We start from the raw sequence: 21,117 nt of genomic DNA, 5'->3' as shown, positions 1-21,117 counted from the left end.
CGGGTGTAACGCCGATATTAACTTTTTCACCGATTTATTTTAACATTCATAGAATTTTTCTATGTTATCGTTTAGCTAGCAGACGAGGGAGTGAATAGAAATGAACCTGAATTTGATTAAGCTGCAGATCGTAGAACTGCTCTATAAACACAGGAAAATCACGACAGTAGCCGAAGAACTGGGACTGAAGCAGCCTACAGTGACTTATCATTTGAAGAATTTGGAGCAGCAGCTCGGGGAGAAGCTTTTTGAGTCGAAAATGGATAAAATGATCCTGACGGAAAGCGGCAAGGCGTTTCTTCATTATGCTGTCAAAATCAATGCACTGGCCGCAGAGGCCGAGCGGGTAGTGAAGGAATTCAGTAATGCAGGCCGCGGCACGCTCAAAATCGGTGCAAGCTATGTGCCGGCCACATATATTCTCCCCCAAATCCTGGGCCAGTTCGGAGAGCAGCATCCGGGGACAACGATTTCGCTATCGGTTAAGCCCTCCCCCGTAATTAAAGAGATGCTGGTGAATCATGAAATTGATCTGGGCATATTGTCCACGGAATCCTTTTATGTGCCGACTCTGCACAGCCAGTCCTTATGCGAAGATGAGCTTGTACTGGTGTTCGCCCCCACGCATGAATTTGCAGCTCAGACCAGGCTTAGTCCGTCCGAGATTGCATCTGCCCATTTTATTCTGCATGATATGGAATCGAGCACACGCCAGTTGACCAACAAGTGGTTTGAACGATCCGGCGTAACGCCAAGAGCCCATATCCTGCTCGATTCACTGGAGGCGATCAAGCAATCGCTTATAGGCGGCAGACATGTGTCTTTTATTTCGCGGCTTGCCGTGGAAGATGAGGTGGCGAGGGGGAAATTAATGATGCGGACTATTCCGGACTACAATTTTCAGCGGCATATCTTCTACTCCTATAATCGCGACCGCCACTACTCCCCGCTGATTGGGTTATTCATAGACCTGATACGCACGATCAACATCTGAAACCGAGACAAGCAGAAAGCGAATCGAACATCGTGATTAGAGATAGAGTTATTGAGGGCAAGGGATTGCCCCCTCCCGCTCCACGGCCTTCACCAGCTGAAAAACGTGTACTTACCCGGTCACGCGGGCAACAAAAAAAACGGCATTTCTGCCGTTTGGGAATGACTGTTCAAAGCTCAGCTTACTTACGAAGCTTTCTTGCCATACGCATATAACTTATATCCCCATACATATATCGTTCCGTCCTTGCCAATGATGACCGGAGACCGTGCGTCTGTGTTACTGGGCAAGCTCCAGTTGATCTTTTTAGTCTTCATATTGATGGAGCTGATGTAATTGCCATCGTATAGACTATCATAGCCGCTATATACAATATTCTGGCTGCTGTCAAGGGTGAGGCCAGGTACGGAATACGGATAAAAGCGGTAGACCTTGCCTTTGACAGTCGGCTGAAAACTCCAGAGCAGCTTGCCGGCAGGACTATACACATGCTGTGCAAAAACAATATGCCCATCCCTGCTGATGGAAGCCGGAATCTGGTTGCCGATATGGCCCGCTTCTACGCTGAGGGTCTTGGTGATCTTCCCGGCGGTATTGATAATATACAAGTTGTTGTCCCCGCCATAGGGTTCACCGCTCACATAGAAATTGTTGTTGTAATAGACAGGAGCATACGGACTAATGCCTTTATACTTCGTGCTGGACAACAATTCCCCCTGCTTGCTGATCTTTAAAAATTGGGCATCCGTGAATTCGGGCTTCATCGCTCTTGAACTATAAGGTCTCATGAATCCCTTGGATATCGACAAGTATACGTTGTCCTTCACAATTAGAGGAGCAGAGAAATATACCGGGACCATCTCCGTGTCCGAAACCATTGTGTTGTTGAACTTGGTTTCACCACTCGCATTCATGCCGATCAGTTTCACATGTTCCGTATATCTCTTCGATCCGCTTGCTTGAGTAAAGTACGATAGCGCAAGCGCCACATAGCCGTCATCACCTACGGTGATATTGCCGAGTCTCATTACATATTCGTATGTATTTTCCCAAAGCAGTTCTCCGGCGATAGAGTATTTGGATACAATCGCCGTTCTATCGTTCAGCCTTGAAGAATCAGTCAGCTCCCGGCCGTCGAGCGAGCTTGATACGATCAGAAACTTATCGTTGGACAGGTTGAGTGTATTCGCCTCTACGCCCTTTATTTCCTTGGACCAGAGGATCTCGCCGCTTGCCCGAAGTGACGTTAATTTCACTACCCGCGCTCCTTCGGACAGAACATACAAAATACCTGCTGAATCAACAACCACCTGCTTAATTTCTCCTGTGAACGGAACCGCCCACTTCAACTCCGGCTTGGCTAACGGTGCAGCATAACTGGATTGCCGGGGCCCATTATCACCCGGATAGACGGAATTCGCAGCCGCTCCCACCCCGGGAATCCAGCTACCCATTATAAACATGAACAATATTGAACATAAAACAGCCTTTTTCAATCCCATTTCCCCCATAACACATTAGATCTCTATGCGAAACATACTTCATCTGTCAAACTCTGGTTGCATAGGAAGTTGTAATAATAGGCTCAGTATACCAAATTGTAACAGGGTTGCCAGCCTTCCTGCAGAAATCCCCCCGGAGTACACCGCCACAGCCATGCGCTCCGGAAGCTGGTTAGAAAGTTCCTGTCAGTGATCAGCGGCTGGATGCTACACTGGCTTCTATTCGAAGATAGCTATGATCCCTTCCGCCACTGGCTTCCACAGGCGCGGGTACTCCTGATTTATCAGTCCCCTCACTTGCTCCGCCTGAATGCTGCTGAAATGATCCTGTTCGACTAGGATCGTGTACGCCCCCTTGGCCACGTCGCCGATCGCAATATGTCCGCTTGCATAACCCCCGATGGCGATCCGCGAAGCAATCGCACAGCCGCCGAGCGAGAACATTCCGATGGACAGCCCGCCGATGGCGAAGATCCCAACGGCAAGACCCCCAATAGCGATAATTCCTGCGGCCAGTCCGCCAATGGCCAGAAGAAAACCGAGAGCCAGCCCGGCAATGCTCATCATCCCCCCTGCAAGTGCGCCGAAGCATAGGCCGCCAAGCGAGAGGATTCCGACTGACAAACCGCCAACGGCAATATTCCCAATAGCCAGAACTCCCTTGGCGACATAAATTCCGCGTCCGACATTAATATGCACCAGGGGAATCCCGAACAACGTTCGTTTGCTCTTGTATTCATAATGATACTTTGCAGTAACATCAGAGTGGAAATTCCCAGCATCGAGTGGCAGGACTGCTTCCTGATTACCCGAAACTTCTTTGACCATATGGTCCATACTTACACCAAAGAACTCGCTTAAGGCAATCATCTTATCCATTTCCGGATACGACTGACCCGATTCCCACTTAGATACGGCTTGCCGCGACACACCGATAACCTCCGCCAAATTTTCTTGGGACATCCCCCTTTGTTTTCTGTAGCCTTGCAGTTTATCCGCAAAATCCATCATCATCACCTCAAACTTATCGTATTAAACCGTCATGTTCCTGACTACCAAGCGACGTTAACAATCTGTCAACCACAGGTTGCATATGTTCGGAAACACGGTTTTAAAGCATTTGACGGATTCCTTGAGCTACGACATCGGGCCGTTCGATATGAATATTATGTCCGCTGTCTTCCACAACGACCAGTTCGCCCTGGTCAGACAACTGGGACATTTCTTCAGCTACATCCAATAAACAGCTCGTTATTTTATCGGCGATCCCTGCCGGTACTTTCTCTAAATGCTCCACTTTTCCACTTTTTAGTACAAGCAAGGGCATTCCTGGTGGAAGACCTTTTTTTCGGACTGCATCATAGCCAAGCTGTAAATTTTTGAATTCCTGATATACTGCCAATCCTGTCGCTCTCTGTGGGGTCATTAGTCTCATCCGTAGAGATATTGACTCAGGGAAATGCTTCAACAGAGCTTCAAAATCCTTCAGCTTGTTCCGCTGCAGTAGCCATTTCAGGATACCTGCTCTAGTCAACCAATACAGCATCCGAAACATCAATATTCCCGACTTTTGCCCCTTCACATGTTCTCTTGGGAACCGGTCTGTCAGCTCATCTTCGTGACTAGCATCAACAAGCACGATGCCAGCCAGATTTTCCGGATACCGCGCCGCATAAAGACGCGCATTTACACCACCATAGGAATGGCCCACATAGATAAAAGGCTGTCGAACTCCTGCTGCCTGAAGCAGCTCGTGCAAGTCTTCAACAGCTTGCTCATTGTTTCTAGGAACGGATCCCTTCTCACTCCAACCATACCCCGCCCGATCGTAAACAACAGTCTGTGCAAATGGCGCTACTTTCTCCTCAACCAGTGACCATGTATCCGAATAAGATCCGTAGCCGCAGCCATGATCGAAAACAACGGTCTTACCTCCCGGTAACCCATTTATTCTGATATGCATTTGTTTGCCTTTAACCCGAATTAACTTTCCTGGCGGTGGGATCAACTTCGTCTTCAACATCAGCACTCCTTTGCTGAACCGATGATAACATGAATGCATTTGGATTTCCGTGACAAAAAATAGTTCTGTACCTTATCACCAAAAACCGCCAAACACTTAAACGTGCTTGGCGGAATATCGGTGCGTACAGCTCTGCTGTCCGTTTGGAATTCACTCTACTGCGCTTGCGCTGCAAGTGGAAACGGCTTTGCCGTCCCCAAAAGGACGGTATCCGTTTCAGCGAGAAATAGAAGGATAATTTATAGCGTGAAACATATAAATTCTTATCTTTCAAAATAATCTGCTGCCGCAGACAGATAATAAGCAAGCCCGGTCTGCTGGCCTTCAAGCATCTGCAAATGAAAGTCATCCCCGAGGAAAAAGCGGTTCTGCAGTGCAAAATCCTGTGCTGAAACCGGATGCCCCTGCCCCTTCAAAAACCCAAGATGGCTTTCGATTAACTGTGTGATGGCCGCATCACTGTGCTTCACTCCTGAACGCAGAGCTTCCGCCATCGCCTTCATAAAAGCTGCTGCCTCCGCCGCCATCTCATTCATCCCCTGAAGATCAACGGGAGCCGCACCAAGCAATTCAAAATCATATGTTTCTTTCAAATGCTCATACTGTGGCTGCATGGCCTCCGCCCACTCTTCCTCACTCTCAAAACCTGTAAACAGCTCTTTATCCTCCATTTGTTCTCCCTTCTTTCTGCTCATAATAGATTTCTTTAGTGTTCCAAGCATACTTTCCAGCCTTTGCTTGCGGAGAAGCAGAAGCTTCTCCTGCTCTACAAGAATCGTTAGTCTATCCGGCTCATCTTCCAGCAGCTGCTTGATTTGCTCCAGCGTAAGATCCAATTCCCTGTATAAAAGAATCTGCTGCAGCCGTTCCAGCTCCTCCGTCCCATACAAACGGTACCCCGCTTCACTGATCTCACACGGCATCAGCAAGCCGATTTTGTGATAGTGATGCAGAGTTTTGACGGTTACCTTGGATAGTGCGGCTGTCTCCTTTACGCTATAAAGCAACTGAACCCGCTCCTTTCAAAACTTAGTTTAGGGCCTCCTCTAAGGGGAGAGTCAATACCACACATCCAAATTAATTAAAGGTCTCCGAACATTATTTTTTTGTTTTTTTGATGCTCCAGCGTATATAATATAGTCCATATGGTAGAGAAAGGATGTTGATGGTTTCATGAAATTTACAGAATACCCTTATGAACGCCCCGACGCAAACAAGTTCAAGCTGGAGTTCACGGCGCTGCTAAAAGGTCTCGAAGCGGATAACTGGGAGGAACAAAAGGCCGCAATCCTTGCGCTGAACAAACTCCGCAGTTCTTTTGAAACCATGACAACCCTCGTCTACATCCGGCATTCCATCAACACTGAGGATGAATTCTACAAGGCAGAACAGGATTACGTAGATGAGATCAGCCCCATTGTCCAGGAATACATAACTGAATACTACAAAGCGCTCGTAAACTCCAAATTCAGAGCTGAAATTGAAAAGGAATGGAGCCCGCAGCTTCTCCAGCTGGCTGAAATTTCGCTCCGGATCTTCAGCCCGGAAATTATTGAGGATCTGCAGCTGGAGAACAAGCTCTCCACCGAATACTCCCAGGTGATCGCTTCCGCCAAGATCCTGTTCGATGGGGAAGAACGCACCTTGTCCCAATTGACACCGTTTGAAACGGCAACAGACCGCGATACGCGCAAACGTGCATATCTGGCCAAAAATGAATTTATGGCCGCACATGAGGCCGAATTCGACCGTATTTACGACGAGCTCGTTAAGGTTCGTGCCCGCATAGCCAAGAAGCTGGGTTACGCCAGCTTTGTAGAACTCGGTTATGACCGGATGATGCGAACCGATTATAACGCCGGGATGGTGGCCAATTTCCGTAAGCAGGTGCTGGAGCATATCGTTCCTGTCTCCCTGAAGCTGAAGCAGCGCCAAGCCGAGCGTCTGGGTCTGGATGCCCTGAAGTATTACGATGAAGGCTTTAACTTCAATACAGGCAATGCTGAACCCAAAGGCGATCCCGAGTGGATTGTCGCAAATGGTGCAAAGATGTACAAAGAGCTTTCTCCGGAAACGGATGAATTCTTTACTTTTATGAAGAACAACGAGCTCATGGATCTGACAAGTAAAAAAGGCAAGCAATTCGGCGGATACTGTACCTATCTGAGCCAGTATCAAGCCCCGTTCATTTTCTCCAATTTCAACGGAACGGCAGGAGATATTGATGTGCTGACCCATGAAGTGGGCCATGCCTTCCAGGTCTATTCAAGCCGTAATATGCTGCTGCCTGAATATGAGTTCCCAACTTCGGAGGCGGCGGAAATTCACTCGATGAGCATGGAGTTTTTTGCCTGGCCGTGGATGGACCTGTTCTTTGAGCAGGATGCCGACAAATACCGCTTCAATCATTTGGCGTCTGGATTGGAGTTCATTCCCTATGGTGTTTCTGTGGATGAATTCCAGCATTTTGTCTATGAGAATCCAGAGGCCACACCGCTTGAGCGCAAGCAGGCCTGGCGGGCAATTGAGAAGAAATATTTGCCGCACCGCGATTATGACGGCAACACTTATCTGGAACAAGGCGGGTTCTGGCATAAGCAAGGACATATCTTCCGCTCACCGTTCTATTATATCGACTATACGCTAGCCCAGCTCTGTGCTTTCCAGTTCTGGAAACGTTCAAATGAAGATTTCAAATCTGCCTGGAGCGATTATTTGCGCCTCTGTGAGGCCGGTGGAAGCCAATCTTTTGTCCAATTGGCCCAGCTTGCCGGTCTGATCTCACCATTCGAGGATGGCTGCGTCAGCTCCGTCATCGGAGAGATTGAAGGCTGGTTAAATTCCATTGACGATAAAGCACTGTAACTGATAAAGCTGCAACACAAAAAGCAATTCCTGCCGGGTTGGGGGAGTTGCTTTTTCCGCTTTTCCCTAAGTTTCTCCAACTTGACGGACTGCCATAAATTAGTAAGATAGAATGACTGCGGAGTTTCGCTTACCCCTGCTTCAATATTCCGTAAATATAACTCGCGAGGTGAAAGCCATGATGGCCGGGCCGGATAAAAACAAGCTGTACCCCAATGAGAATATTAAAACTGTATGCTATATCCGTAATCTTCCAGCTAGGGCAAATGTAGAAATCGGTGACTATACCTACTACAGTGACAATAACAACAGCCCGGAGCATTTCTACGAACACATTCTGCACCATTATGAATTTTTGGGCGACAAACTGATCATCGGCAAATTCTGCGCCATTGCAGAAGGTGTTACGTTCATTATGAACGGTGCCAATCACCGCATGGATGGACTGACAAGCTATCCCTTTAATATTTTTGGCGGCGGCTGGGAAAAGGTGACACCTACGCTGGACCAGCTTCCTTTTAAAGGGAATACCGTAATTGGCAACGATGTCTGGATCGGCCAGCAGGTTACAGTTATGCCGGGTATCACGATTGGGGACGGTGCCATTATCGCTTCCAATTCAACCGTAACAAAAAATGTAGAGCCTTATTCCATTGTCGGCGGTAATCCCGCCAGTTTAATTCGAAAACGCTTCAGTGATAAGCTGATCGGGCTGCTGTCCAAAGTGCAGTGGTGGAACTGGGATGAGCACAAGCTGTTTCAACATCTAGAGCTGCTGGTATCGGGCTGTGACGAAGAAGAACTTCAAAGGCTGCTACAGGAAGGTTAATTGCGAAAAGGGGGGATCAGAATGCACGAGGAGTCAGTTTCGCTGGATTCTTATGAAGAAATGGCAGAATACTATCTCAACGATGTGGACAAAAAACCTTATAATGCTTACTATGAACGGCCGCCCTCTAAATGCGATTATGTCCGCTGTACTTCACGCTGGCTTTATACTCAAAGAGCTGCTGGAGCCTATGCCGACGGAAGAATTCAAGCAAGCGCTGCCTCAGTCATATGAGAAGCTGCTGCGCAAACCGCAATTTTTATTTATCCGGGCAAGAAAATCCTCCGAACGCTAATGCCATTATTTCTTGTGAAGGCTTGGGGATTAACCACCTGTGTGGTTGTCCCCCCTTGGCCTTCCCCTCAATTCCACTTCTACACTTTCCGTTTTGCGATTGCCCGGTAATTGTCGGTCACGGCGACAGGTATACTTCCTTTAAGATAAAAGCGGTCTCCCACTTTCCACGTGTGGCTGCCCTTGTTTTCTCTGCGCATATAGACATAGTTATACGGGGATGTGGCATAGGTACGATACCCTTTGGCGCTGCATCTGCGTAAAAAAGCAACATCTTCCCCCAGCGAACGATCCGAAAAACGCACCTGCCTCGTCACTTGTCTGCTGAACAGCAGCGTTCCCCCCTGCACAAAATCCGCAGCTTTATTCTTTTCTCTGGGCGATCTGATGATGAGCCGTTTGGTGCCTGACAGATACACAAGACAAGCATGTTTTCCGACGATATCACTTTTGGTGCGCTTGAGCGCATTCATCTGCTCCTTCAAATAGTACGGGGAGTAGTAATCATCATCATCAAACTTGGCGATAAACGGGAACCGGGCTTTAGCAATCCCACAGTTTAGACATTGTCCTAGCGAAGTTTTTTCGGGTACCTTATACAGCGAGATATTGGGATAGGCGCGTATTTTACTTTGATACTGCTTCAGATTCATGCTGTTTCTGTTAAGTATAATGATTAATTCTTTCGTTTTGTATTGCTGACTTCTGAAGCTGCCTAACAGATTATCAAAAAATTGCGGGCGGTTGGTGCACACGATGATTGAAACGCCGTATGGATCAGCTGCTTTTCCCAAGGCCGTTCTCCCCTCTCCTGTCATCCATTCAACATATGAGCAGGAGCAAACTGCGGTTCGGGCTTATAGTCAGCCAATTACCTCTGCGGCGATTACGTGCTTCCCTGTACCGCTAAACACTCTGAAATATGTACTGCAAATTACAAAAGCAACCCCGCCCGATGGCAGGGTTGCTTTTGTATGGTTTCATGCTTTTCACATTTTAGTCCAATCCATGCTCTTTACGGATATTGTACATGCCTGTAATTAGCAGCTCAGACGGATCACGGTTCAGCTGCAAATGGGTTAGCAAGAAATGTAGCGGAATCGCGCAAACGTTAGGGCCATCCGTAATGGCCGGGAATCCGGCTTCCAGGACAGGTCCATGCTCCGGGTTCAAGGCGAGCCCCGCATGGATTTGCTCAGGAGCAAATTCTTCACGAATAGCTTCGATGCATTGCGGAACCAACACGTTGTCGATGACCGCTTTTGCTTCTTCCTCGTTTGCAGGCGGTTTGGGAAGATCCTTGCCTCCTGGAGTCTTCATCAGCTCGTGGAAGAAAGAGGCCATCCAGATCGCAGGATCATTACCCGACTGAAATCTTGCGATCAGCTCGCGAAGGAAAAACCCGCAGAAATAGTCATTGTTCGACGCATCCTTAACACGGTACACAAACACCGCACCGTAAGCCTCCAGCTGCGACACTTGTCCTTCCACTTCATTAAAGCTCATTTTCAAAGCTACGAGGCCGTTATGATGAACAGCGTTCAGAAGCTCGGACCAATTCTCGGCAGACATATTCTCTTGATTGCCTTCTAGTTCCTCGTTTGTTGGTTCATTCGTTGTCTCATTATTCATTGTCCAATTCACCCCGCTTCCTATCATACCATTCAGCAGCTTGAGAGACTATCTGTACCGATTAAGAGCACGGCTTGTTTTCAAAATTGTCACTTATAAGCTTACCCGTCCTCCTGCTGCTAAAGGTCCTGTTTATTCTGTTATTTTCTTCAATTTCGATGGGTTGTTGATCTTATACTTTACAGGATGCTGGGTGAGCTTCTTAGCAACCACCTTTGCTTCAAAAGAAACTTTATCCCCGACCGCAAGTTCAAGTTTCTTCAATGTGGCGCTGTGGCTGGACCAAACTTCCCCAAGCTCCAGCTCGTAGCCTTCTATTGCTACCTCATCATAGATGATGACCTCATCATCATTATCTGAAAAGTGGTTGGGCACGGTGGTAAACTCTTTGACTGTAGCGGACATTTGCAGTTTCTCTTCAGGCAGTTCAAGCGCTGCTTTCTTTTTCGCTTTCTCCTGTTTCTTCAAGGGTTCCTGCGGTTTTTCCTCAGTCTTCACACCGGCGGCCGGCGGAAGCGTTGTTGGTTCGATTGTGGTTGGTTCGATTGCCGCTGGTTCAATTACGGTTTCTTCACTTACCGCTTCATTGCCAGCTTCATCCGTTCCCTCTGTCACCTCAACTTCAGCAGCTGCTGCTGATTTTTGTCCAAAACCGGAGGTCTGCATCTCCTTTAAATAAGCAGGGTGAATGCAGTGCTGCTGCTTATTCTCAAACTGTATCACTACAGTCATACTATCGACGTACCCCACAATTTCACAAGGCAGCGTGATGCCGTTTCTCTTGTACAGAAAGGTCTTCACCCGTGTTGCTGTACTCGACAAGAGATTCCATTCCTTGCATTTGTTTATCAATTCATCTTCACTGTCAAATTCCTGCAGCTCTATAGGTCCAATTGCGAACGAATAGGTCATCTAAATTCTCACCTCTCCAATCAGTGTAACTTATTATCCCACATTTCCAGGGTCAGCTCAAAACGGATGGCTCCGCGATAGCCGATCCCCCTGCAACACAGGTATCAGAAAACGATAATTAGTTCATTGACGGGTGGTAAAATATAACTTATTATCACCGGGTAAACTGGCATCAGCTTTCTTCAAACTGTTACCCGTTTAGTATAAATCCCTTAAAGGAGAGAATGTATGCTAAATCCACAATTATATTTGAATGGTGATTGCTGCAAAGCTATCGAACTTTATCAAAAGGCTTTTAACGCCACTACAGATTCCATCATGTATGATCCCGACAAGGAGCCCCAGAAATTTGTCATTCACGCGGAAATGCATATTCTCGGCCAAAGGGTTATGTTCAGCGACTACGGCGGCAACAAAGAACATTCATCCGATTCTATCTTAGAGCTGGTCGCTACCTTTGATAACGAAACAGTTCTGCGGGAGGCCTATCAGATCATGAAGGATGAAAGCACCACAATTACGCCCATAGGTCCGGTATTCTTTAGTCCATGTATGGTCCAATTTGTGGACAAATTTGGCGTTCGATGGTGTTTTATGGTGTAAGCTCCAAAACTCTCTCTATTCTTCCTTGATAATAACATTAAAGTTGACGATAAGAATAAGGTACTATAAATTAATAAGAGAGGAAAATTAAACCTCATTTAAAGTACATATTTAAAATAAACCAAGCAATGAATTAGGAGGATTTAATATTTATGCACATTTCAAAAAAAGCATTCGTTTCTACCATTCTGGCAAGCGGATTGTTGTTCGGGGCTGCCGGTGTCTACGCTGCTGACGGGATTTCTTTAGTCAAAGCTTACCTGAATAGCACAATTAAGTTTACTGTAGATGGAGCTTCCTGGACTCCTAAAGATGCTAGTGGAAACAAAATCTCCCCTCTGGTCTACAACGGATCTACCTATCTTCCCGCCAAAGCCGTCGGTGAAGCGCTGAATGCGGAAGTCCTCTGGAACAGCGGCAGCAACACCGTTGTCATTTCAACCACTGGTGGCGCCAATGCCGGTATCCCTTATAATGATGCTGCTCCTAGCACACCAGCAGCCAGTGCTCCAGCAGCCAGTGCTCCGGCAGCCAGTGCTCCGGCAGCCAGTGCTCCGGCAGCCAGTGCTCCGGCAGCCAGTGCTCCGGCAACTCAGACGGTCAGCACACCGGCTGGTTTGATTACACTGCCTGTGAATCATGATCTCAAAGCCTCAGGTGAAAAAAATAAATCCATAGCGGCAGCTTTTATCAAAGCCTATGGCAATGCCTTGACCTCTGGATCAACTGCCATATTCGATGCTATGGTGGATAAATATTTGATCGATGATGTAAATGACTATGACATGGGCTACAAAAAAAGAACGAAGGATAACTTCGCCAAAACAGTTCAATCAGACATCAAAGTCAATGAAAAAGATATTATTACGAAATATGCAGCCATTTTAAAAAGTGCATCTGCCAACGATGTAACGTTAGACACGGACTACTCTAATAAAGGTGATTCTTATACTACTTTGGCTTATGAAATAGACTTGCCCGGTTTCTTCATCTCTAAGTTCAGTGTCTTTATGGAATTTGAACTAGACAAGAAGACCAACATGTATTACCTCAAAGCCGTCAATATGTAATTTTGCATTATAGTCCATTGAGCGGGGACACCCTCTAGCAAATAATTGGAGACACTATGGTTGATCCGATTTATTTCTAGGGGGGGGTTTCCGCCTTTTTTAGGATCTGGGAATACGAAATCCGAGATCGTCAATGAAAAACGTAGGGTGACTGCGGCGGGGCAGGTTGCTCCACAACCTCTGACTCCACTTCCGATCTATCTTTTACTTCAGCGTGCTTAACTTTTGAATCGCTTGTTGTTCGGTTGGCATGAATAAGAAGTCATTCCCATGGTTACATTCATAGATGAAATCTTTAAGGCTTTGGCTGGTATACACGGAAAAATCACCAACCAGCGCAAGCTTCACTTGATAATTAATGAACTTCTGCAGGATCTCGCCAGCCAGGCGTGTTTTCAAGTCGAAAAAGCTGTCGCTTACATTGGATTGGTTCAGAACGATACGGTCACAGTCCGTTTCATATCGTACGGTAGCTATAAAATCCAGCGCTGACTGCACATCCCCAATTAATACATCGCTGCTGCTCACAACAGCAATATCTACGCCACCTGCTTCTACCTTTGCTACATTCATAATTGTCCTCCTAAGATTGCATATTCAATGCTTGGTGAACCTTCTGACATACTCCTCGCAAATGTACCGGTTGTCTTCGCTGCGGCTTGGCGGTATGTCCGCTACTCTGAAGAAGCTTAGTCCTACTACCATAGCCAGCAGCCCATAGGCAGCGCTTTGCGCATCCTCTACAGTCATTTGTCCCGCCTTGTTGCCGTAATCAAAGATCTTTGCGATGCATGGACATCAGCCAGATAACTGCTGGACACAACTTCCTGTAAATTACGGTCCAAGACAGCTTTCGAAAAAAACTGAATAAACAGCCTGCCTTGAGCTGAATACGGAATATGCATCTTTTCAATTCCATCCAGCTGCGATACATTAATCTGCTCTCCCGTGTCATTACGGGCTGGCGGTAAGATATACTTCAGTGTAACATCGAGCATATCCCCGGCTGTCATGGTGTTTGCAATTTCCGCTTCGATCGTCAGGTATGATAACCTCAGCCCGGCGAGTGGGTTCCATCCCTAGTTTGGGCATATGTTCTCCTTGCTTGTTTTATTTATACTGAACAGTCGGAATAAATAAAATGTACTTAATGATTTAGCATTTTGTCAAACCCTGGGGGGGATCATGAGTTAACTATTCAGCTGGACATATAGAAAGAGACCGCAATCCCAAGGAATGCGGTCTCTTTCCTAAGCCTGCGGTCATTGATCAATTATTTTTTTATCGCATGGAGATAATGAATCGTCTCAAAAGCAGACAAATAATCCGTCCGGTGACTGAAGAAACGGTCATTGATCTCAGCCGGTGATAGATGCTCGTAGATTAGTAAGCCTGCGCTCTCCAGCAGCTTCTCCATTTCCGCATACGCGAAGCCTGATTTCATAGGCTCTCCGGCTACCGAAGCCATTTTCACCATATTTTCTACTCTATTAGAACTCCCTTTTTCTTCAAACAGTCTGTCGTCTGCATAATCAAGGACTATTGAGCTGCCTGACGGGACGTTGGCAAATAAATGATGGATCAGGTTCGAAATTTCCTCTTTCGTTAAATAATAAGAAACTCCCAAGAGACTAAAGAACGTTTTTGTGCTGTCAAATCCCGCCTCTATCAGATGCTGATAAGAAAACTGTTTAGTAAAATCCATAGGAACAAAATGAAGATTAATAGGGATCGTTAAATTAGCTTCTTCCAACCTCTTCCTCTTCAACTCCTGTGTAGCCGGATGATCCAGTTCGAAGATTTCCACTTTGTTTTCCAATTCTGGATGCCGGAAACAAAAGGTATCTAGCCCGGCTCCAAGGATAACATACTGTTTTAATCCGAGTATCGCTTCATTCAGGAATACTTGTTCACAGTATGCTGCCCGTGCTAAAGGCGTTGGAGAAAGCTGGACTTGTGTAATCCATTTTAAAATTTCATCCGGGTCCTCTTGATATTTTTGAGCAATCTCCTGGTTAAAAAAGGATATGCCTTGGATCATATTCTCGCTGATGTCTGCAAATTCTTTGGCCGTAATTAAATCTTTGGCAATAAAATCATCGAAAATTTTGGGTGTGTCATATTTACTATGATAGGCTCGACCAAATGCTGAGATTAAGGAAGTTACACTGGACTCATTTGTCTTCATACAATCACCCTCCGCATAAACAAAAATAAGACTCCCCCTGGCCAGGAGAATCTTATTATAAACGTTAAATTCGGATATGTAAATTATAGCATAAATAAATTATTTTGTCAATGATAAATTTGATCATCCAAGTTTTAAGTTCAATCTATCTAGCAAATTTGATTATTGATAAAGAATATCACTAAATACGGCAACAATGCCCATGTATAACTCCGTAAGTATAGTACTATCTGAATCCTTGTTATGAGCAGCTTGACTTACACCTGTTGTGTAAAGGTAGAACAATTGATACGCCAAAGGTTTAGATATTTCATGTCTTCCTTTAGTGAATTTTCTTAGTGCCTCTAAAAAACCCAGTAGCTCTCTTATACTTTCTTCCGGCAACTCCCTATTCGTTCTTATATACAGAAGAATATTTAATATGAGAGTTGATATTTCCTTTTCTAATTGAATTTCATCACTCATAGAATCCACCCCACTTTCCAGTCATTTCAGCCGCGTACTCTTCCTCCATTGGTACATACACATTATCTAGGCATAGAATATATTAAAAATCCCTTATCGATTTGTGCGTATGTTTATACTGATTACTTGTCCTATATTTCCAATAATACCCTTTACAAAACACTTTGCAGGAACTGGAATCAACTCACCTCCGTTCAGCGTGGATTTGATCATTCTTTGGTTTGCCAAGTCATAAACAGTCACAAGAAAACCGTTCAGGAAAACCGCGGATCTACTGCCGTCATCACTCCAATGAATTTCAATAGCCTCACTATCTAATTGGAGATGGCCAGAATAACTGAATAAAACATCATTACACTGCTGTACCAAAGTAATCTCGTTCTCAACTGAAGACAATACAGTCCTCACTTCGGAACGGGTGTCTTCGACCTCGATAGCCCATTTCTCACCAGGAGACATCTCCATCTTAAGTATTCGTCCAGGTAAAACCGATGTATTCAAATCCATCCTCATATTGGACACTATAATGTTCATCAAAATTTCCATGGCGTTTATAGCTCTGTCGTTTACAAATATCTCATTGTTCTCTATCCTGATCCTTATAGACCCGGTTACTTGTGCATCTCCACTCAAGGAGTAACCTTTGGGCCCAAAGACCTTTTGAACCAAATAAACCAGCCATTCCACAATATTTACCGTTTGTTCACTGGAGGTCCATATGATTTGCTTACGATCTTTGGTTGGTTTCCAATGCAACCAGAGGTCCGGTTGACAACTGGGCGGAGCATTATAATCAACAACGGATGGATCTACGCTCTGTCCAGACTCTGGAAAATCTAATGGATTATAATAAAATTCGCCGTCAACCCCCATATCTTTATCTGGAACCATACTAGAAAGTATCTTGACATCTCTTTTCATTCTTCTTGTTTTTGCAAGGCCTTCCACTAAATGATAGGTCTCTTCATCCAGTTGCCGGTCAACGTTTATAGCTATCTTCACCATACTTCCCCTCCCATTCGAATAGAACAGCACCCTGAATTCATTTGTGGTTATAAAAAATTCAATGTACTGAAATATTTCGTCCTACGCCTACTGCTTTGTTTTGAATTTGGTGCAATAGACTGCTAAGGCTCTATTCACAGTCAAGGAATTCTGAGTAATTTGGCAAAAATGAACATTACACTAAAACTTCAAATGTAATCTGTCTACAATAAAAACTAAATATATTATTTTCATATTCATCAACTTGTTTCATGTACTCCTCGTAGGCTTCCTGAATTTTCTGCCTACATATACGTTCCCATAATTCTTTGAATTCAACTTCCATATTTTCATCTTTGTCAACAGGGAACATTTCGCCTCCTAATCCAATCCATGCTTTTGAGTCGGGTACTACCCCAAATTCTCCTGAGTAAGCAAGTTCATGCGGAGCATACGTATAACTAACATTCGGACAATTCTCAGATAAACAATGATATCCAGGGTTACCTATTCTATCTTTTCAACACAAAGAAGGTCGAGAAGTATTGTTTTCACAATATACTTCTAAAAGAACATGCCTAAGTTTCATTGAAACACCTCAATTATAATAATCATTGTGGGCTGTTATAACTTCTACCCCAGTTCATTCGGCACTGGGTGGGGGAAAAGAAAGACCTTGAGAATTGTCGCCCCAAGGTCGGTTATTATAGTAGTTCTATTTCGATATCAAATTACTTGCCCCTTAATGCTTCAAAAAATGCTTTTCCACAGTTCATAGGTTCAGTAATGCAATTATAGGGCAGAGAGTACATTTCGTAAAACCTCCGCTTTTTTTGCTCAAACGCTTTCTGACTCCTTCTTATTTGAAAGTCGTTTGTTAAGTCTATTTCCTCTTTCAGGCGCATATCAATAGTTTTCATTCGTAGCTGCTCATTCAAAACCTTGCAAATAAATACAGCCACTTCAAATGTTTCTTCATTGCTAGTTACCGCAAAACGTACCGAAATTTCCTCTATACCTTCCTTTTCAACTAATCCGGCGTTTATTTCGATCTCAACAATAGTTTTAACATCTGAATAAACATAATAACATTCCGCCTTTTTCCTTACTGTTATATCGGGTGGCACATATGCTCGAATCCCTTTTATAGATAAAATAGCTTCAACTGCTTTGGAAAAAGGGGTTCTTTTCCCTCCCACATAGTCAACAATATCATCTTCAATAGTAACTTGGGAGTCATGTGGAACTAATAACAAGTTGTATGATTCTAAACCCATTACAATCACCTTCCGTAATAATAATCATTAAGCAACTGATCTGGAGTTTTCTTATAAATGTCTCTGAGTTGCTGCTCTGTTAACATTTTAACTGGTACATTCTCAATGCCTGCTTGCCTTGCAGCTTTAGCCCTATGATGTCCATTTACAATAAAGTTTTTACCATTCATTTGATATATCTCTATTGGGTCGCCAACCCATCCGTTCTTTTTCATATTCTCAGTAATGTCTTTTAGATTCTTCTTTGATATTGCATCGCCCGTTCCCTCTAAATCCCAGACTCTCATTACATCACAACCAGTATTATGAACCCAAATCCCCAAATCACTTACAAAATAGGTATGGAAATTAGCAACCGTAAAGTTGTATACCTTAACTGGGTTATCATGCTTGACTATCTTGATATTGTCAATCATTAAGATATTTCCGTTGCTTTGCTGTAGCTTATCCCCAGCCTGCAAGTCAGCCGCAAGCACCCAACCTTTTCCTTCAACCCAGAAAGGATGATTGTCGGTTGTCTCAATGACCTGGTTGCCTATTGTAAGTTCATAGATGATTTCCTTGTCATTTCGATACAGATGTTTGACTTCCTTATAAGCCTGCTCTCCACTCTCTTCATCCTTGGAAAGAACCTTATCTCCGACCTCAATGTCTTCGATATTTTTCTCCCCTTCGTTAGTTATAAACTTGATTCAGGGAAGACAGAAGGTGGCATCAGCTACCACCATTTTATCATTAACTCGCTACCTGTTCGGGTAAAGAAGCAAGTCGGTATTCTGTTTTATATTTCATCATGCCATAGATGCTGTTTACTAGCCTTCTCATAATACAAATGATTGCCTGTTTCTTCTTTTTGCCTTCACTCAATCGCTTCTCGTAGTATTCACGGAACTTAGGATTGAGCGGCTTACTGGAAGTTCTAGCGGTATGAACTTGCCTTACTGCTAATCCCCATAGAATCTTGTTCAATGCTCGGTTTCCTTGCCTTTGGTTGCGGTCTTTGCCCCTACCGCCGCTACTCATTTGGCTTGGTGTTAGTCCTGCATACTTGGCTAACTTGTCTGCACTCGTAAAACGGCTTATGTCTCCGATTTTAGCCACAATAGCCGAAGCGGTAACGTTATCAATGCCAGTGAACGTGTTCAGTTTGAAATCTAACTTCTGCATGATGTCTCGGATATTGTCCTCAACGTCACTCATTTCACGTTGAACGTCACGAATTTGGTTCACATGGCTACGGACAAGGAAATCACGATACTCCTGACCGCTCCGCTTCGTATTCCCATCAGCTTGAACGCTATCAAGGATAAGAGCAGCCTTCTTGGTCGAGCATACATTATGGCTGTTCTTGCGTAAGAACTCTGCCAATACTTCTAACGTCACGCCCTCCAATAGATAAGGTGAAGGGTACTCGTGCCATACGGCTAATGCTGTTCTTCCGTCCACTTCGGAGAAGAACTTGCTGTAACTTGGATAGTTGTTGCTTAACTGCGTGTGAAGCTGATTCTTTAGCATGACAAGTGTATCCCGAAGGCTGTAACGCCGCATCACTAGCTGTTTCAGAATCCAATAATCATCCTGTGGGTGGGCATTCGGCAACCTGTCCAGTTCATCAAGTAACAGCTTGGCAATGTTCTCCGCATCCCAACTGTCATGTTTCTCCGTCATAGCATAGCTTTTACGCTTCCAGTTAGATAGAGCGGCATTGACCTCTTTGACTTGGAGATGATTCTCGACTAGGAACACGGCTAATGACCTTCCATAGCCGCCCACATCCTCAAGTCCGAATACAACAGACATGCCCTCATGCACATGCTTCTTGACCTTATTCACCACCGCAGGAAATGCAGATGGCTTGTTCTCGAACTCTATAACCTTTAGCTTCTCATTCCAACAGTTAATGACAACTGCGGTATGCGTCCGCTTATGTAAATCAACGCCAACATAGATAAACTGCTCTTTACGATGTCTCATATTTAGTATCCCCCTTAGCCTTTATAGCGTTTAGGGAAAAAGAATAGCCGCATCGTCTGTTTAGTATTCGCCCGAAGGCGTACATTGAAGGGTAAGCGTGTCTATTCTTCCTCTATAAACGCTATAAAATGGCTTGATGTAGTCCTGTTGCTGTAATGCCGCCGTACTGATACTGACCTTCGTAAAACGCTCTGCGGTCAAGTATCCGTTTCACTTGTACTTTCGTGAACTGTTTTCCTTGCTGTGTCGTAAAGCCTTCTTGGTTCAGTTGAAATGCGATTTCAGATAACGTCCAATTCGGGTTCTGTTCCCGTATGTCAAAGAGCCGCTTCACTACTTGGGCTTGCTTGTCGTTCACTTCAATTGCCTTGTGTCCTTTACGGACTTTGTAACCAAATGCCGCCCGTCCTCCTGCGTAGCCGCCCTGTTGGGCTTTCTTATTACGCCCTCGGCTTAACTTCATGTTGATTTCAAGCCGTTGGTATGCATCTAGCAGTTCCATTAATCCGTTGATTAGAAAGTCACTAGGGTCGTTCTTATAGATGGAGTAAGTTGGCTGTTCGATACTCTTCACATCCACGCCACACTTCTTAAACTCTCGATGAACCAATACCTTCACGATGTCTGACCGCCATAAACGGCTTGTATTCAGCACTAAAACTGCATCAATGGACTGGGAAGTCAGAGCAGTAAGCATGTCCTGAAAGCCCATTCTGTCGACCTCAAGAGCATCCTCATCGACCTTTGCCCCACTAATCCCTTCATCAGTATAAACATGAATCAGATTCCATCCTTGAGTCTGACAATACGAACTTATTTCGTCTTGTTGGTAGCTTAAGCTGTATCCATCTTTTGCTTGTCCATTCGTTGAAACTCTTACATAACCGATGACATTCATGCTGTTTCCTCCCCCACCGTTACGATAATTGAGATTACCGTAACGCTTAACCGAATCATTAATTTCATTATATACCGCTTAACCGAAACACACAATGACTTTCTACATGTGCGGTGATATAATTGCTTCATAAATTCAGTACGGTTAAGCGTTACTCGTTAGGAGGATAAGCATGGCAATTCGAGTGAAGTTGCGCCAGTTGTTAGAGCAGAAAGGAATATCTCAACGTGAACTAGCACGATTAACAGGATTACGAGCTAGCACAATCAACCATCTGTGTTCTGACAATGTTGACAGAGTCTACTTAGAGACATTAGAACTCGTCTGTAAGACCTTGAATGTCAGGATAGAAGAACTAATAGAGATTGATTGAGCAGTCATACCGCTCACAGCGGCAACAGCGGAATATCTCTCTGTACATGTAAAGAGAAGTCCGCCATCTTTACCCTCCAAGAATCAAGAATCTCCCTGAAAATGCTGACCGCCCACGGCGTGTCTGCTGTTTCTTATTCAAATGATTTTTCTCTTGATTCTTGTTTATTGAGTTTTGTTAATGAATCTTATTAGTGAGACTGCCAGTCTGTTTACGACAGACTTTGTGTCCTCA

At 44.7% G+C, this 21,117-nt stretch carries 23 protein-coding genes and 2 pseudogenes; 7 read left to right on the top strand and 18 right to left on the bottom strand.

Annotated elements, in window-relative coordinates:
- Positions 1-100: 100 nt before the first annotated feature.
- Positions 101-994 (top strand): LysR family transcriptional regulator, encoded by an 894-nt coding sequence (locus NST07_RS11035; RefSeq protein ID WP_342481551.1) that lies wholly within the window; start codon positions 101-103, stop codon positions 992-994.
- A gap of 185 nt (positions 995-1,179) precedes the next feature.
- Here NST07_RS11035 and NST07_RS11030 read toward each other — a convergent pair whose 3' ends face one another.
- The 4 genes from NST07_RS11030 to NST07_RS11015 all read right to left on the bottom strand — a co-directional run bounded on the left by NST07_RS11030 (position 1,180) and on the right by NST07_RS11015 (position 5,526).
- Positions 1,180-2,448: a hypothetical protein gene (locus NST07_RS11030; RefSeq protein ID WP_342481550.1), complete on the bottom strand. Its 1,269-nt coding sequence runs from the start codon at positions 2,446-2,448 to the stop codon at positions 1,180-1,182.
- Positions 2,449-2,715: 267 nt separating this feature from the next.
- Positions 2,716-3,510, bottom strand: coding sequence for a helix-turn-helix transcriptional regulator (locus NST07_RS11025; RefSeq protein ID WP_342481549.1), 795 nt, complete (start codon positions 3,508-3,510; stop codon positions 2,716-2,718).
- Positions 3,511-3,607: 97 nt separating this feature from the next.
- Positions 3,608-4,519, bottom strand: a complete 912-nt coding sequence (locus NST07_RS11020; RefSeq protein WP_342481938.1) for an alpha/beta hydrolase — start codon at positions 4,517-4,519, stop codon at positions 3,608-3,610.
- A gap of 263 nt (positions 4,520-4,782) precedes the next feature.
- Entirely contained in the window at positions 4,783-5,526 is a 744-nt protein-coding gene (locus tag NST07_RS11015) for a MerR family transcriptional regulator (protein ID WP_341091626.1), read from the bottom strand.
- Between the two features lie 166 nt (positions 5,527-5,692).
- Between NST07_RS11015 and NST07_RS11010 the strand changes: the two genes are divergently transcribed.
- The 3 genes from NST07_RS11010 to NST07_RS11000 all read left to right on the top strand — a co-directional run bounded on the left by NST07_RS11010 (position 5,693) and on the right by NST07_RS11000 (position 8,508).
- Positions 5,693-7,384: a M3 family oligoendopeptidase gene (locus tag NST07_RS11010; RefSeq protein ID WP_341091624.1), complete on the top strand. Its 1,692-nt coding sequence runs from the start codon at positions 5,693-5,695 to the stop codon at positions 7,382-7,384.
- 178 nt (positions 7,385-7,562) lie between these two features.
- Complete coding sequence (locus NST07_RS11005) at positions 7,563-8,213, top strand: Vat family streptogramin A O-acetyltransferase (RefSeq protein ID WP_341097616.1); 651 nt, start codon at positions 7,563-7,565, stop codon at positions 8,211-8,213.
- Positions 8,214-8,316: 103 nt separating this feature from the next.
- Positions 8,317-8,508, top strand: a complete 192-nt coding sequence (locus NST07_RS11000; RefSeq protein ID WP_342481548.1) for a hypothetical protein — start codon at positions 8,317-8,319, stop codon at positions 8,506-8,508.
- A gap of 79 nt (positions 8,509-8,587) precedes the next feature.
- Here NST07_RS11000 and NST07_RS10995 read toward each other — a convergent pair whose 3' ends face one another.
- The 3 genes from NST07_RS10995 to NST07_RS10985 form a co-directional block, all read right to left on the bottom strand.
- Positions 8,588-9,301, bottom strand: a complete 714-nt coding sequence (locus tag NST07_RS10995; RefSeq protein WP_341091621.1) for a glycosyltransferase family 2 protein — start codon at positions 9,299-9,301, stop codon at positions 8,588-8,590.
- A gap of 202 nt (positions 9,302-9,503) precedes the next feature.
- Positions 9,504-10,139 carry a hypothetical protein gene (locus NST07_RS10990; RefSeq protein ID WP_341091620.1) on the bottom strand — a complete coding sequence of 212 codons (636 nt, stop codon included), beginning with the start codon at positions 10,137-10,139 and terminating at the stop codon, positions 9,504-9,506.
- A gap of 132 nt (positions 10,140-10,271) precedes the next feature.
- Complete coding sequence (locus NST07_RS10985) at positions 10,272-11,051, bottom strand: hypothetical protein (RefSeq protein WP_341378089.1); 780 nt, start codon at positions 11,049-11,051, stop codon at positions 10,272-10,274.
- A 228-nt stretch (positions 11,052-11,279) separates the two neighbouring features.
- On the opposite strand from NST07_RS10985, the gene NST07_RS10980 reads away from it, so the two are divergent.
- Positions 11,280-11,654, top strand: coding sequence for a VOC family protein (locus NST07_RS10980; RefSeq protein ID WP_038589217.1), 375 nt, complete (start codon positions 11,280-11,282; stop codon positions 11,652-11,654).
- A gap of 152 nt (positions 11,655-11,806) precedes the next feature.
- A complete protein-coding gene (locus NST07_RS10975) occupies positions 11,807-12,724 on the top strand; it encodes a stalk domain-containing protein (protein WP_342481547.1) in 918 nt (305 codons plus the stop codon).
- A 99-nt stretch (positions 12,725-12,823) separates the two neighbouring features.
- Here the strand turns inward: NST07_RS10975 and NST07_RS10970 are convergent.
- The 11 genes and pseudogenes from NST07_RS10970 to NST07_RS10920 form a co-directional block, all read right to left on the bottom strand.
- A pseudogene (locus NST07_RS10970) lies at positions 12,824-12,906 on the bottom strand (formylglycine-generating enzyme family protein); the annotation flags it as partial.
- Positions 12,907-12,928: 22 nt separating this feature from the next.
- Positions 12,929-13,297: a DUF4180 domain-containing protein gene (locus tag NST07_RS10965; RefSeq protein WP_342481546.1), complete on the bottom strand. Its 369-nt coding sequence runs from the start codon at positions 13,295-13,297 to the stop codon at positions 12,929-12,931.
- 24 nt (positions 13,298-13,321) lie between these two features.
- A pseudogene (locus NST07_RS10960) lies at positions 13,322-13,816 on the bottom strand (TetR/AcrR family transcriptional regulator).
- Between the two features lie 181 nt (positions 13,817-13,997).
- Positions 13,998-14,912: a class I SAM-dependent methyltransferase gene (locus NST07_RS10955; protein WP_341091615.1), complete on the bottom strand. Its 915-nt coding sequence runs from the start codon at positions 14,910-14,912 to the stop codon at positions 13,998-14,000.
- A gap of 162 nt (positions 14,913-15,074) precedes the next feature.
- Positions 15,075-15,377, bottom strand: a complete 303-nt coding sequence (locus tag NST07_RS10950) for a hypothetical protein (RefSeq protein ID WP_341091613.1) — start codon at positions 15,375-15,377, stop codon at positions 15,075-15,077.
- Positions 15,378-15,470: 93 nt separating this feature from the next.
- Complete coding sequence (locus tag NST07_RS10945) at positions 15,471-16,382, bottom strand: hypothetical protein (RefSeq protein WP_341378087.1); 912 nt, start codon at positions 16,380-16,382, stop codon at positions 15,471-15,473.
- Between the two features lie 175 nt (positions 16,383-16,557).
- Positions 16,558-16,734 (bottom strand): hypothetical protein, encoded by a 177-nt coding sequence (locus tag NST07_RS10940; protein WP_341091609.1) that lies wholly within the window; start codon positions 16,732-16,734, stop codon positions 16,558-16,560.
- A gap of 358 nt (positions 16,735-17,092) precedes the next feature.
- Positions 17,093-17,638 carry a hypothetical protein gene (locus NST07_RS10935; RefSeq protein WP_038589198.1) on the bottom strand — a complete coding sequence of 182 codons (546 nt, stop codon included), beginning with the start codon at positions 17,636-17,638 and terminating at the stop codon, positions 17,093-17,095.
- Between the two features lie 5 nt (positions 17,639-17,643).
- On the bottom strand, positions 17,644-18,321 hold the full coding sequence (locus NST07_RS10930; protein ID WP_342481937.1) for a polymorphic toxin-type HINT domain-containing protein: 678 nt from the start codon (positions 18,319-18,321) through the stop codon (positions 17,644-17,646).
- A gap of 52 nt (positions 18,322-18,373) precedes the next feature.
- Complete coding sequence (locus NST07_RS10925; RefSeq protein WP_342481545.1) at positions 18,374-19,612, bottom strand: IS110 family transposase; 1,239 nt, start codon at positions 19,610-19,612, stop codon at positions 18,374-18,376.
- A gap of 121 nt (positions 19,613-19,733) precedes the next feature.
- On the bottom strand, positions 19,734-20,510 hold the full coding sequence (locus NST07_RS10920) for a recombinase family protein (protein ID WP_342481544.1): 777 nt from the start codon (positions 20,508-20,510) through the stop codon (positions 19,734-19,736).
- Positions 20,511-20,682: 172 nt separating this feature from the next.
- On the opposite strand from NST07_RS10920, the gene NST07_RS10915 reads away from it, so the two are divergent.
- Positions 20,683-20,883 carry a helix-turn-helix transcriptional regulator gene (locus tag NST07_RS10915; protein ID WP_138754418.1) on the top strand — a complete coding sequence of 67 codons (201 nt, stop codon included), beginning with the start codon at positions 20,683-20,685 and terminating at the stop codon, positions 20,881-20,883.
- Positions 20,884-21,117: the final 234 nt, after the last annotated feature.

The sequence above is a fragment of the Paenibacillus sp. FSL L8-0340 genome, from assembly GCF_038593145.1.
Taxonomy (GTDB): Bacteria; Bacillota; Bacilli; order Paenibacillales; family Paenibacillaceae; genus Paenibacillus_AQ.
The sequence above is the reverse complement of the archived record's forward strand: the minus strand, read 5'-3'. Positions and strand labels throughout refer to the sequence as shown.